This is a genomic window from Providencia sp. wls1914, from assembly GCF_009706645.1.
Classification (GTDB): Bacteria; Pseudomonadota; Gammaproteobacteria; order Enterobacterales; family Enterobacteriaceae; genus Providencia; species Providencia zhijiangensis.
In genome coordinates, this window is the sequence record NZ_WLUN01000008.1 from 1 (window position 1) to 13,060 (window position 13,060).

At 40.5% G+C, this 13,060-nt stretch carries 10 protein-coding genes and 1 pseudogene; 2 read left to right on the top strand and 9 right to left on the bottom strand.

What is annotated here, in order from left to right; all coding sequences use genetic code 11:
• Positions 1 to 1,866 (top strand): YadA-like family protein (locus tag GKR74_RS06235; protein ID WP_195848754.1); only part of this gene is annotated, 1,866 nt, incomplete at its 5' end.
• Between the two features lie 268 nt (positions 1,867 to 2,134).
• On the opposite strand, the gene GKR74_RS06240 is transcribed toward GKR74_RS06235, so the two are convergent.
• The 5 genes from GKR74_RS06240 to GKR74_RS06260 all read right to left on the bottom strand — a co-directional run bounded on the left by GKR74_RS06240 (position 2,135) and on the right by GKR74_RS06260 (position 7,108).
• Positions 2,135 to 4,465: a helicase-related protein gene (locus GKR74_RS06240; protein ID WP_154602946.1), complete on the bottom strand. Its 2,331-nt coding sequence runs from the start codon at positions 4,463 to 4,465 to the stop codon at positions 2,135 to 2,137.
• The gene (locus tag GKR74_RS06245) at positions 4,432 to 5,331 is read right to left on the bottom strand and encodes a HamA C-terminal domain-containing protein (protein WP_154602947.1); all 900 of its coding nucleotides are present in this window, start codon (positions 5,329 to 5,331) and stop codon (positions 4,432 to 4,434) included. The genes GKR74_RS06240 and GKR74_RS06245 overlap by 34 nt, the downstream gene beginning before the upstream one ends.
• Before the next feature lie 200 nt (positions 5,332 to 5,531).
• Positions 5,532 to 6,110, bottom strand: a complete 579-nt coding sequence (locus tag GKR74_RS06250; protein WP_154602948.1) for a DUF6630 family protein — start codon at positions 6,108 to 6,110, stop codon at positions 5,532 to 5,534.
• An 88-nt stretch (positions 6,111 to 6,198) separates the two neighbouring features.
• A complete protein-coding gene (locus GKR74_RS06255; protein WP_154602949.1) occupies positions 6,199 to 6,582 on the bottom strand; it encodes a VOC family protein in 384 nt (127 codons plus the stop codon).
• Positions 6,583 to 6,622: 40 nt separating this feature from the next.
• A complete protein-coding gene (locus GKR74_RS06260; RefSeq protein ID WP_154602950.1) occupies positions 6,623 to 7,108 on the bottom strand; it encodes a MarR family winged helix-turn-helix transcriptional regulator in 486 nt (161 codons plus the stop codon).
• 58 nt (positions 7,109 to 7,166) lie between these two features.
• Here GKR74_RS06260 and GKR74_RS06265 point away from each other — a divergent pair, with 58 nt between their 5' ends.
• Complete coding sequence (locus tag GKR74_RS06265) at positions 7,167 to 7,643, top strand: carboxymuconolactone decarboxylase family protein (protein ID WP_154602951.1); 477 nt, start codon at positions 7,167 to 7,169, stop codon at positions 7,641 to 7,643.
• Positions 7,644 to 7,685: 42 nt separating this feature from the next.
• On the opposite strand, the gene GKR74_RS06270 is transcribed toward GKR74_RS06265, so the two are convergent.
• The 4 genes and pseudogenes from GKR74_RS06270 to GKR74_RS06285 all read right to left on the bottom strand — a co-directional run bounded on the left by GKR74_RS06270 (position 7,686) and on the right by GKR74_RS06285 (position 13,038).
• On the bottom strand, positions 7,686 to 9,341 hold the full coding sequence (locus GKR74_RS06270; RefSeq protein WP_442959340.1) for an ABC transporter permease: 1,656 nt from the start codon (positions 9,339 to 9,341) through the stop codon (positions 7,686 to 7,688).
• 59 nt (positions 9,342 to 9,400) lie between these two features.
• Positions 9,401 to 10,381, bottom strand: a complete 981-nt coding sequence (locus tag GKR74_RS06275) for an ABC transporter substrate-binding protein (RefSeq protein WP_418055356.1) — start codon at positions 10,379 to 10,381, stop codon at positions 9,401 to 9,403.
• Positions 10,324 to 11,148, bottom strand: a pseudogene (locus tag GKR74_RS06280) (ABC transporter ATP-binding protein). The gene GKR74_RS06275 and the pseudogene GKR74_RS06280 overlap by 58 nt, the downstream one beginning before the upstream one ends.
• Positions 11,149 to 11,319: 171 nt before the next feature.
• The gene (locus tag GKR74_RS06285) at positions 11,320 to 13,038 is read right to left on the bottom strand and encodes a lysophospholipid acyltransferase family protein (RefSeq protein ID WP_154602953.1); all 1,719 of its coding nucleotides are present in this window, start codon (positions 13,036 to 13,038) and stop codon (positions 11,320 to 11,322) included.
• Between the last annotated feature and the right edge of the window lie 22 nt (positions 13,039 to 13,060).

The window sequence follows — 13,060 nt, forward strand, 5'->3', positions numbered from 1 at the left end:
GATAACAAAACCGCTATCGACAAGAACACCACTGACATTGCCGATAACAAAACCGCTATCGACAAAAATACGTCTGATATCACCAGCAATACCGTAGCCATTGATAGAAATACCCAAGACATCTCCAAACAAGGTGATGCGCTGAAAAATATCTCCACCAACTTAGAATCCGGTACTTTAGGGCTCGTCCAGTTGTCGGCTAATGGTGAAGAAGTGATCCTCAGTGATAAAGCCAAAAATGCCAACGCGTTTAATATTGGCAATAAAACCCTGAACGGTGTTTTGGCGGGTAAATTAAGTGCCGACTCCACTGAAGCGGTAAACGGTAGCCAGTTGCACGCCACCAATCAAGCTGTGACAGCGAATACCACTGCGATCGCTGATAACAAAACCGCTATCGATAAGAACACCACTGACATTGCCGACAACAAAACGGCTATCGATAAAAACACCAACGATATCAAGAAAAATACAGCGGACATATCCAAACAAGGCGAAACACTGAAAGATATCTCCAGCAACTTGGAGTCCGGTACTTTAGGGCTTGTTCAGTTATCGGCGAACGGTGAAGAAGTAATATTGAGCGAAAAAGCCAAAGATGCCAAAGCGTTTAATATCGGAAATAAAACCCTGAACGGCGTGAAAGCGGGTAAATTAAGTGCAGATTCCACCGAAGCGGTGAACGGCAGTCAGCTCTATGCCACCAATCAAACGGTGAAAACCAACACTGACAATATTACCAAGAATACAAACGCTATCAGCCAAAATACCCAGGATATCGTAGAAAATAAAAACGCGATTACCACGATCACCAAAAACATTGATTCTGGCTCATTAGGATTGGTGCAGCTAAGTGCGGACAACCAGAAAATTGTGTTGAATAGCAAAGCTGATAGTGCCCGAGTGTTTGAATTTAACAACCGGACATTGAGCGGCGTATCGGCAGGTCGTGTAGCGGCTGACTCTACAGAAGCTGTCAATGGCAGCCAATTGCACACGACCAACCAAAGCGTAGCTAAAAATACGCAAAAAATTCAAGAAAATAGCGACAAAATAGCGCAACACGATACGGCGATTGCGCAAAATACCAAAGATATCCAAGCCAATACCGATAAACTGACGCAGCATGACAAAATGCTTAACCAGAATAGCCAAGATATTAAGGAAAACACCAACCGGCTAAACGAGCACGATAAGGAAATTGCTCAGAGTAAACAGGATATTAAAGCGAATACGGAAAAACTGGCTGAGCATGATAGCGCCATTAGTAAAAACACCAGCGATATTCAGAAAAATACGGCGGCATTAGATAAACAAGGTAGTGAAATTGCGCGTTTATCCTCAGAAATGGGAGATGCCGGAGCGCTGAAAATGAGCCGTGACGGTGAAAGTATCAACCTCAGTGATAAGGCAAAAAGCGTCAAATCCATCAATTTTGGCGACAAACAACTTTCCGGTATTGCCGATGCGAAAAATGACAGCGATGCCGTCAATTTAGCGCAAATGAAACGTGGTAATGCCGAAACCTTAAAATCTGCGAACACTTACACCGATGAACGAGTCAATCAGTTGGGTGAATTTACAGAAAATGGGTTAAATCGCCTGAATACCAAAATTGATGATTTAGACAAAAAAGTCGACAAAGGTTTTGCTGCGAATGCCGCACTATCCGGTTTATTCCAACCGTATGGCGTAGGAAAAATGAACTTAACGGCGGGTGTCGGGGGTTATAAAGATGAATCCGCAGTCGCTGTCGGTATGGGGTATCGCATTAATGAAAATGTCGCTATCAAAGGGGGAGTCGCCGCATCAACGGGTACAGGTTCTTCCACTATGTACAACGCGTCAGTGAACTTTGAATGGTAGTGTGATTTAAAGTGATTTGATATGTGAAGGGGAATACTGATGGTATTCCCCTTTTGCTAAAAATACCCCTACAATTTTTTAAATAGATAACAGTATTAAAAAAATAAAATTATAGAAAAGAAAAACATACTCATATGTATTCCACAATATAACTTATTCAATACTAAGACATATCTCACTGGAAAATAATTTTTATATTTTCATACATTCACCAATAAGTTATTAATTAACCTTATTGTTTTAATTAAAAATCAGTAACTATAATTAGTTACTGATTTTTGTTCAAGATAGACTCTACTAATTCGAATTTTGCATGTTCATATTCATCAAACTCTCTAGCAAAGCTTTCAGTTTCACCATTATCGTAATATTCAACCACTTTATTTGGTACACCATAATCGCTTGCCAAGCGTCCCTTTTCTGAAATGGCATTATACTCCAATTTAACAAGTAATTTATCAATTCCAATTACTTCGCTAAAGTCCACATTATTTTTAGTCGCGTAAAAGTATTTATACATGAGATTAAATACGCCTAGATACTTAACTAATTGATACTTTAAAGTATTAAAAACAAACTTAGATGTTTCTCTTATCGCATTATCAACTGTATACTTTTCATTATCTTTTTTTCTTCTTAAGTTATAATCTACGCTACCTATAAATCCATCCTTCAAGTAAAAAGAAAGTGAATAAACTAATATAGGATAGTATTTCCCCTGATTATCACCACTCTTCACCATAGATTCAGTTTCAATTAAAAAGTTTAAATCTTTATTTGAAACTATTGGCTTAATAACTTCGAATATAACTTTCAACCCATCAAAATCAATAGTTAAATTGTAATTTAATAATGAAATCAATTTGTTGATTTTATTAAAATCATCATTTGAAACCTCACATATTCCATCAAAAACTTTTAGTTTATCACTGTAAGATATTACCTTGTACATTCCAATTATATTATCTGGAATCCCTCTCTTTTCCAGCTCAAATAAAATAGCAGCTCTATTTAACTTGTCTGAATCATTTAAGAATAGCTCATCTGTAATAAAATAGTCTATTTCATTTTTATTTGAATTTTGATCGAAATTTTTATGTTTAATCTCATCATCTTCACCATTAATTATTTCATTGAATTTTTTATCTAGCACTAAAACTCGTCCACTGTAATGGTGTAAAAATCGTCCTGCTCTTCCTGCTACATTTTTAGCATCAAATTTTTTTAATATTTTATTTCCTTTTGTAGAATTCAATACTAAAAGATTTTTTGCCGATGTATTAACACCTTCAGTAATAGTTGTTGTGGAAATCAATATATCTATATCACCATTATTGAATAAATCAATTATTTCTTTCTGTATATATTTAGGAACTAATCCGTGATGAATTCCTACTTTCTTTATCAAAGATTCAATTACTACCCAGTTATCATACTTATAGCTTTTTAAAAGGTGTTCTATGAATAAGCTAAGTTTAGTTGATAACTTAGAATTAGTATTATGGTTGATAATATATTTTGCATAACGCTCAGCCATACCGGGGCCTTTTGAATATAAAATCATATTTTCATTGACACTCCTTACATCAGATACTATTTTTGCAATTCTTTCTTCTATTTTCCTACCACTATATCCTTTTAAATCAATAGTTAAACTATCATCAATAACTATCTTTCTATTTCCAATTAATGTATTTGTCTTATTCACCATTTCATATTTATTAAAATCAATCACAGTGAAATCATTATGATTTAAAAAAACATTGAACGATTGATTAGCAGCGAAATCATCTTTTTTTGGAAACTGAATATATGGACCAACAAGAAGAACATCCTTGCATTTAGTTAAAATATCTTGAAGTGCAACTCTATATGCTGTATCTCTTTCATTTTCTACATTTAAAGAGTCAATCATGAACTCATTGTCTATTTTATATATTTCATCCACAAAAGCGAAATCAAAACTAATAGCCTTATTTTTATCAATAAAAGAAAGATAACGCTCTGGTGTAAATATAAATATATTTTTTTCTTTAATTTTATTTATATCGCTTAAGGTATGTATTGCAAAGTTATCATTAAAATATTGATACTCTGACGATAACATTAGTTTTTCATGATTTTCAGATAGTAAAGCTATTGTTGGAAATATTAATACTATATTTTTATATTCAAGATTTTTTATTAATTCATAAATTAAAAATGTTTTACCAAATGATGTTGTTGCTGATAGAAAAAATCTATTTTTATTGTTTATATCAAATTTATCTAGGATTTTTTTTTGATATTTATGTACTTTTATTTTTTCATCTACGTGTAACGTGCTTTCATAAATAGATGCTGATAAAGTATTTAAATCAAAATCATTAATATCATCTTCATGGCCAAACTTTTTCATTAATAAGTCATAATAATGAGGCACACCACAAGAATTAGATAAATATCTAAGAAATTTCATATCTGAGCTAGACAAATTCAAACCTTTTATTTTATCAAAGTAATTACAAACCTTACTAATAAAATATGGGTCATCAATTTCCTTACTCCGATACTCATTAAGTATTTTTATGATAGTAGCGGCTTCTGCAATTCTATCCATCTAATGACCTCCTCTTTAATTTTTTTAACATCACTCACAGGTAGAAATATAAAAAAAACATCAAAATCAATAGATAGATTATATCCTTTAGGTGGGTATTTATTATTTATATAATCTATTGCTTTCTTTACTTTACTATCAAAGTCTGTTGAGTTATCAGGATATATAAGAAATATTGGGTAAATTAATTTAATATTAAATTTCTTAAGTTCATCTATAATTTTAATTGATGGCTCTTTCTCCCAAGCGCTAATAACTTCCTTAATTCTACATTCTTTTTTGCTAAAACTTTCTTGGAAGTTCACCATTGCTAATATGTTTTCTTCTAAATAACCATCAGAAAAAGCCTTATCTAACCCTTCAACTGCTGATTTAATACAGCTCTCTAACGTTGTTCTAAATTTAACCTCTCCAAACCATAACTCTACCTTATTATCACTTTCGACTAAATGATAAGAGTCATAACCTTTAGTTTCAGAATTTTCTAACGGATTATAAAAATACCCTCTTGAAATAAGAGGATTAGATTTATAGAACACACATAGCATAACATAAAGTAATACCTCGCCATAAAAACCATATTTTATTTTTGTTTCTGATTTTTGAGATTCTTTATATTTTATTTTTGTTCTTAAAGCAATTTCAAGCTGCTTTCTAAAATCTTTTCCTTCTAAATCAAAATGATTGAATGAATATTCAACAATTGAGTTGTAGATTATTTCAGAAAGATCTGAATCATCATTACATTCAAACACATCATCGTTCAATGTACTCATCGTAACCTTAGATAAACTAGGTTCCATATTAGGCAATTTGTAACGCCATAATACTGTTTTTCCAAATAAACTTTTCAGTGATTCTCTCACTCAACACCTCTAGGTCATGATACTTATTAGATATACCTAATATTAAAGCGTATCTATTCATCGTCAGAAGTGTTGCAATAAATTTAGCTTAGTACAAGTCAATAAAATTATTATCAATGATAATTTAGATACCTAGATCACAAATATAAATAAAAATATTATCCATATTCATAAAATAAAAAGTGAAATTACTTTTTCAGTTAATTAGAAATAAAAAATTCACTCTGTAATTCTTCAACTTCTTCGTCATTCAGTTCAACCATGACGTCGAAATGTTCCATGATGTCCATAAACGGTTCAAAAATACCGGAAGGAATTAACATCTCATGGTAGGCATCATTGCCGGAAGTCAGACCCAATAAATAGTAACCAAGGGCTTGTAGTTGCTGATTAGCGCGAACAAAAATTTGGTCTGGTCTTAAATCGTTTTTAGGGTCTTTAACGGCAAAATCTAGCTGAATATCCAACCCTTCAACGTCAACAGCGTCTTCCAAGAAACTCACCGCAGATTCACTGTCTTTCCAGTCTATCCAAAAGCTGTTTCCCATATTCGACCTGACAATAAGATCTGCCATTAAATAGCCAATTTCACCCTCTTCGATACGCTCGACGAACCCCTCTTCGTCTTCACTGATCGACTCTTTTAACTCTTCCTCAAATGAAGAGATATCCGTTTCCATATTCTCGATTGAATCTGGATTTAACAGCTTCGCCAGCTTGTTAACCACCTGCATAATGTCATTGAAATGGTCGAGCGCTTCTGGGTTCATGCCCTGCATCGTTATTCCTTATTTTTAGCGTAATTGGCTGTATTTTCACTAAAATAGGTAATTCGGTATATCGACTAATTCCGATATTTACAGTGAATTAGCCTTGCACTGGTGTGCAAATCTCGATCAAAAAGCCATTTAGGTCATGAACATAACCTATCGTTTGTCCCCAAGGCATCTCCTGCGCGTCTTGTACCAACTCAGCTCCGGCTTTAACTGCCTGAGCCAACGCGTTTTGTACATTATCAGTCTCAAAAGCAAGTTCAAAAACAGGGGCGTGCGGATTAGGAGCAACCGCGCCTTTACCGAGTTGATTCATTAACGCCAATGAAGAAAATGAAATTGTTGTGCTACCAGTATCCAGCTCGCCATAATCACCACTTTCATGGAGAAACGATTTTTTAAAACCAAAAGCTTGTTGGTAAAAATCGAGGGTTTTCTCTACATTCTCGACATACAAAATAGCGTATTTGAATTTCATTATTTTCTCTCACGTCATAGGAAGTATTAGATAGGGAGTATTAGGTTTTGTCGCTATCAAATTGCTTGGCGACATCCACCAGCCATTTTCGGATCACTTTTTCATCAGATTCACTCACTCCACTTAATAACCTATTTTCAGTGGACTTAACAGCCCCTTTGCATTGACGTAATAATGCTTCCCCTAATTGGGTTATTTCAATAATTTGGATCCGCCCATGCTCCGGGTGCGGCAACTTAGAGATCATTCCCGCCTTTTCGAGATTTTTCACAATCACACTCATAGTCTGCGGCGTTAATAATGATAGCCTCGCTAAATCAGCCCCTGAGGCTTTAGGATATTCTGCAACCATTAACAACACAGAAAATTGAGGAAGCGTTACTCCCACATCCTGCAAAACTTGCTCCATGCGAATACGATGAGCCGCATGAGCCTGTCGCAGTAAATAGCCAATATGACCTGATTCCCCACGTTTGCCTTCCCCTATTTCAGGGATCATCGATGTATTAACTTTTGACTTGCGCATAATGTAAGAATTCGAATATTATTATCAGAGTTCTTATATTATCCGTTTGGAGCACAGAATGAAACCTGAAATTATTGGAAGAAGTGATTGGAATCAGTTTGAAAAAATCGCCCCTGAAGTCGTTGCCGCGATGGGAGACCTGGGAAAAGCCGTTAGCAATTCAGGGCTTGAAAAACCACTTACTGAGTTACTGAAAATACGCGTATCCCAAATCAACGGTTGTGCGTTTTGCCTTCAATATCACTTAAACTTAGCCCGTAAATTGGGGATTGAAGCCGCTAAATTGGATCTCTTGCCAACTTGGCGTGATGCCGGTATTTATACTCCTCGCGAACAAGCCGCGCTCGCTTGGGCAGAATCACTAACTTTAATGGCTGCTCAGCATGTTTCTGATGATGTTTATCAAGCACTACAGAATGAATTTACTGAATCCGAAATTGCGTTTCTAACCTCAGCGATTGGGGCGATTAATGCTTGGAACCGTATTGCGGGTGCTCTGCAATTCGCGCCACCAATTCCTAAATCGAGTTTGTAAAATCATGCATCCCAAGGTGAATATCGCCCTTGGGATGGTTGATTAACGGCTATACCGCTGCTGAATAAATTGCGCGCACAGCATCAAGGTTAAGCTTATCAACACTGCCAGACAGGCCATCGCCATACCGCTGCCAATGGAACCTTGCTCAAACTGGCGCCAAACAAAAATCGACACGGTTTGCATACCCGCAGGAGCCAGTAACAGAGAGGAGACTAGCTCTCGTGATGCCACCGCAAACACCAACATCATCGCCGCCACTAAACTCGGTAAAACCAACGGAAATAAAATCAGTCTCAGTGACGTCATTAACCCAGCACCATGAACCCGTGCCGCATCGGATAAACTGCCACCAATTTGCGTAAATGCCGCACTGCAATAACGCACGGGATAAGGCAGTAATAAGCAACTATACGCTAGCAATAAAATACCCCAAGTATGATAAGGCGTGATGGGCCAAAACGGTTGATTCCACGCCAAAATTAGCCCCACTGCGACCACAATGCCCGGAATGGCGATTGGCAGTAACGAAAGCCCATCCAGCAATGCGGCACCACGGATCCGCTGCGCGACGACCAGCCATGCACATAAAAAGCCCAATATCCCCGTCAATATCGCGGTTGCCGTTGCGAGAGACACACTCGTCACTAATGCATCGAGGGCTTCTGTGTGGCTATTTAACAGTCCAGCAAAATGCCGGAGCGTTAGATTATCCCACGTCAAACCGCCAGAAACCGTATTGGAAAATGCCGTGCCAAACATAGCCAGTAATGGCATGCCAACCGCGCAAAGCGCCACGAAAGAAAACAAACACACCGCGGGAATCCGCCAAATACCCAATGAGCGAGTCACCAATGCCGCGGCTTTGCCCGTATTCGTCGCCACATTACGCCCAGACACTAACGAACGCTGTAAGGTATAAGCCAATAGCGCCAAACTGGCTAATACCAATGACAGCGATGCCGCTCCCGGTAAATCAATCGGCCAATCGGCAAGACGCTGCTCGATATCCGTTGTCAGAACCCGAATACCATTCGGAGAGCCAATCGCCGAAGGAATGCCGAATTCTTCAATCGCCAAAGTGAAGACCAGCAATAAACCTGCGGCAATCGAAGGCAAAGAGAGAGGCAATGTCACTCGCATAAATGCCTGCCATGCGGATGCCCCATGAACTTGTGCCACATCCGCCAGACGGTTGCCATTCACCGCCATACTGCGGGAGACCGCAAAATAGAGCACCGGAAACAGATTTAACGACATAATCACCACCATTCCCCCAAGGGAAAACAGGGCGCTACCGGGGCTGATACCAAATAGTTGCTGAGAATAACCATTCGGTTGCAGGGTTAACATCCATGAAAGCCCTGCGATATAAGGTGGAATTAAAAATGGAATCAAAAACAGTAAGTCCCAAACACGGGCAAAAGGCAGGTTAAATAAGCCACGTAAAGCCCCTAATGGGATCGCTATCACGGCACTTACCAGCGCCACACCTAAACCCAGTAAAAACGTATTTTGCAGTAAATTTGCCAGTGCCGGTTCATTAAATAGATGGGTAATCGGCTGGAAAATTTGGCTGAAATCCCCTTGTCCAAAATACGGAAATAGCGCTTGTAACACAATAAAACTCAAGGGAATAATCACTAAAATCGCCAAGGCGATTAAGATCGAAAATGGCAATAAACGATGTGTCATCATCAGAAAATCAGCTCCTGCTGGGTCGCTAATGCCACCCAGCGGCGAGGAAGAGAAAACCGTTAGCGGAAAATGCCGCTAAAGCGAGATAACACGCTGCTGCGCTCTGCGCTGTCGGTAGTCGGTTCTGGCAACAGTTTTAACGTCGAAAAATCAGGCCGCTTGCCAGCAACATCCGTTCTGGCTGGCATTAACCAGGCATCTGCCACGATTTTCTGACCTTCAGGAGAGAGCACGTAATCAACAAAAGCTTTAGCTTCATTTTGCTGTTTACTGCTATTTAAAATCATCATGGGACGTGGCGCGATGGCCGTTCCGCTACTTGGGAAAATCACCTCGATGGATTCACCTTCCGCGATGCTGCCGTAAGCCACATAGTCGACTGCACCAAATACAGCCGCTTTTGCTCCTTGCAACACAGGCGTTAACGCTTGCGCATTCGGGCCAGAAATCACCATTCCATTAGCTTTTAATTCAGAGAATAGCGTCCATGCGGCATCTGGTTTCGCATTCTGTAATCCCAACAATAAGTCTAACGATGCCCCTGACAATGCAGGGTCTGGCATGGTGACTTTGTCTTTAAAAACTGGCTGAGCTAGATCTGCCCAATCTGTTGGCTTCGGCGTGCCACTTTTACTGTTCCAAACAATCCCCAAGGCGGAGATCCCTTGTGCCACATAGTATGGTGTTTTGAATTGCGCAGGCACTTTTTCGGCATTTGGGCTTTCATACGCCAGTAACCAGCCTTTTTGCTGAAGGTCTACCGCGGTATCCCATGAGGCAGAAATCAAGACATCCGCACGCGGGTTGGCCTGTTCCGCTTCTAAGCGCGCCATCACTTTGCCCGTCGTTGCCTGAAACACATCCACTTTCACGCCCGTTTGCTTTTCATACCCCGCGGCTAGCTGTTTTGCCATCGCCCCTGGCCCTGCGGTGTAGACGGTCAAGGCATGGGAAGAAACGGAAAATAGTGCGCAGGATAATCCTAAACTCATTGCGATACCTTTCATGGAAAAATGGTTTGATAACATCAGCTTTTGCATAACAGAGTCTCTCTTCATAAGGTGGCCAAACTGTCTATTTTGCCGTTTTGCATATGAGCGATTTGATGCGCCAATGCATGGGCTTCTGCAGGATCGTGAGTGACATAAACGGCGGTAATTTCTAATGCGCGAAGTAGCTGCGCCATCTCATCACACAGAGAACGGCGTAAAGCAACATCAAGGTTAGAAAGGGGTTCATCAAACAATAAAATTTCAGGTTCCGCGATAATGGCGCGGGCTAATGCCACCCGCTGCTGCTGACCGCCAGAGAGGTCGGCAGGTTTACGCTTGGCAAAACCTGCTAATCCAACCCGCTCTAAGGCTTGGTTCACCCTATCCTCTATCGCTTGACGCGCCACTTTGCGCATACGTAAAGGAAAAGCCACGTTCTGAAATACGGTCATGTGAGGCCAAAGTGCATAATCTTGAAACACCATACCGAGATTGCGCTGTTCCGGCGGGACAAGTCGCTGGGCACTTGCGACCAGCTTTTCATTCAATAAAATCTCGCCTGAGCTTGGTTGCAATAACCCCGCTAACAGCTTCAATAAGGTACTTTTACCGCAACCGGAGGGGCCTAATAGCGCTAAGATCGAGCCTTTTGCGACGGTCAGATCAATCCCATCCAGCACCGTTTGATGAGCAAAAACTTGAGAGAGTTTGTGAATAGAAATCATCGGATGCTGCGAGGCTAATTGCGCATTCGCTGCGTTAGCTTTTTGAAAAGCATCCTGACTCCCATTCAATGAAGAGAGTGCGTTTAACATACATTGTTATCCTCTTTGGGACTTAATCGTTATCGAGGATGCTACGAAAGGAATGGGTCAGTGAGATGACAAATTTATGATGGAATAATGACAGGGTGAATGACATCAATGGGATTATTAATATAATAAATAAGATAGGAAAGGATGAGTTTCCTCACCCTTCCCATCATTTTATTCAGTCGTCGATTGCGCTTGATGAACTGCGATATAACGCTGATAACGCTGTGGTTTTAAGCGGCTTAAATCCACCAAAACCAAACCGTCAATGCAGTCGTTAAACGCAGGGTCAGTACCAAAATCAATAAACTGCACGCCACCTGGTTCACACAGCTCCGTATACTGTTTATACAGCGTCGGAATAGAGCAGCCAATATTGCTGAGTAAGCTTTTTAGCTTTACTAAATCTTCTTGATAGTTATTGCCATCAAACTGGGCTAAAACCTGTGGTAGTGACGCGGGATACGGCTTACGGGATTGCGCCATTGCCAGCTCCGAGGAGAAATAAAGGCGATAAAAGGCAATCAGCAAATCACGCGCAGCAACGGGCATACTTCCTGAGATAGACACAGGGCCAAATAGATAACGATATTGCGGATACTTCGCTAAATACGCGCCAATACCTAACCAAAGATAATCTAAGCCACGTTTTCCCCAATAGGCAGGCTGAATAAAACTGCGCCCTAATTCAATCCCTTGCGCCAAAATAGGCATCATGTCTTGGTTATAGTGGAACAGGCTATTACTGTAGATCCCCTCTAACCCTTTTTTCTCTAGTTGCTGCTCCGTCGGCACAAATCGGTATGCGCCCACCACTTCTAAATCTTCTTCATCCCATAAAATAAGATGGTAATAATCGTCATCGAAACTATCGAGATCGCGGCGTCGACCGGAGCCTTCCCCCACCGCGCGAAATGCGATTTCCCGCAATCGCCCTAGCTCGCGTAGAATCGGCGTTCGCTCTTCTTGCTGACGCTGGTAGAGGTAAATAATTTTACCATCAGGAGTGACGCCTAATTGTTCGCAAGCCGCTAGCGCCTTTTTCAGTTCAATGCGATCTTCAGGTAACGCGATTGGGGCTTCACAGGTAAACAGCCCGGCCTTTCCTTTCCCTAGCAGATACACATGGCGACGAAACCGCTCTGCCAGTTCATTATCATTCGTTCGCCCGTCATACCATTGGGAAAACGGGATGCGCCCACCGATGCGTAATTTGATGCGATTATTGCGCTGCTTGAACATTTCGTTCACCAGCATCAAAGCAGATAGCGGCTTATACACCAAGGATGTTGTGTAGAACAGCAGGCTGTTACGAGCTTGCACATGCACAGGAACAATCGGTGCGCGAGATTTGGCGGCTAAACGTAAAAAACCTGTACGCCAATGACAATCACGAACGCCTTTCGTGCTCCAGCGAGAAACTTCCCCCGCAGGGAAAACAACCAAGGCCCCTTGGTTATCAAGATGCGATTGCATACCGACGACTTGCTGGCGGTTGGTGCGATTGCCAACATTATCGACAGGAATAAATAAGCTTTGAAGTGGCTCAAGGTAACTGAGCATTTGGTTGGCGACGATTTTGACATCGGGTCTAACCGTTGCCACTGCGCGTAAAATTGCGAGCCCATCAAGGGAGCCAATCGGATGATTTGCAACAAATAAGACCGGCCCTTGGCTTGGGATATTCTCTAAATCCCCATCGCCTAATTCGCAACGGACATTCAAGTCATTCATAAACTGCTCGACAAGATCGAGCCCTTTTAAATGCGGATAATCTTCAGCAAGCTGCTGGAAATCTCTTTCATGTAATAAACGCTTTAATAACTTCCGTTTCCAAGCGGGCAGTGTTTGCTGCGGAAAAGCACTTTCCAGTAAAGCATCAACACTAAACATAATGAAGTCCTCTCACATGCGC

Bases quoted from the DNA above. Each gene is read 5' to 3' on its own strand.
- GKR74_RS06240 (WP_154602946.1), bottom strand. From the start codon at position 4,465: ATGGATAGAATTGCAGAAGCCGCTACTATCATAAAAATACTTAATGAG.
- GKR74_RS06275 (WP_418055356.1), bottom strand. From the start codon at position 10,381: ATGCAAAAGCTGATGTTATCAAACCATTTTTCCATGAAAGGTATCGCA.
- GKR74_RS06260 (WP_154602950.1), bottom strand. From the start codon at position 7,108: ATGCGCAAGTCAAAAGTTAATACATCGATGATCCCTGAAATAGGGGAA.
- GKR74_RS06255 (WP_154602949.1), bottom strand. From the start codon at position 6,582: ATGAAATTCAAATACGCTATTTTGTATGTCGAGAATGTAGAGAAAACC.
- GKR74_RS06270 (WP_442959340.1), bottom strand. From the start codon at position 9,341: ATGATGACACATCGTTTATTGCCATTTTCGATCTTAATCGCCTTGGCG.
- GKR74_RS06250 (WP_154602948.1), bottom strand. From the start codon at position 6,110: ATGCAGGGCATGAACCCAGAAGCGCTCGACCATTTCAATGACATTATG.
- GKR74_RS06285 (WP_154602953.1), bottom strand. From the start codon at position 13,038: ATGTTTAGTGTTGATGCTTTACTGGAAAGTGCTTTTCCGCAGCAAACA.
- GKR74_RS06265 (WP_154602951.1), top strand. From the start codon at position 7,167: ATGAAACCTGAAATTATTGGAAGAAGTGATTGGAATCAGTTTGAAAAA.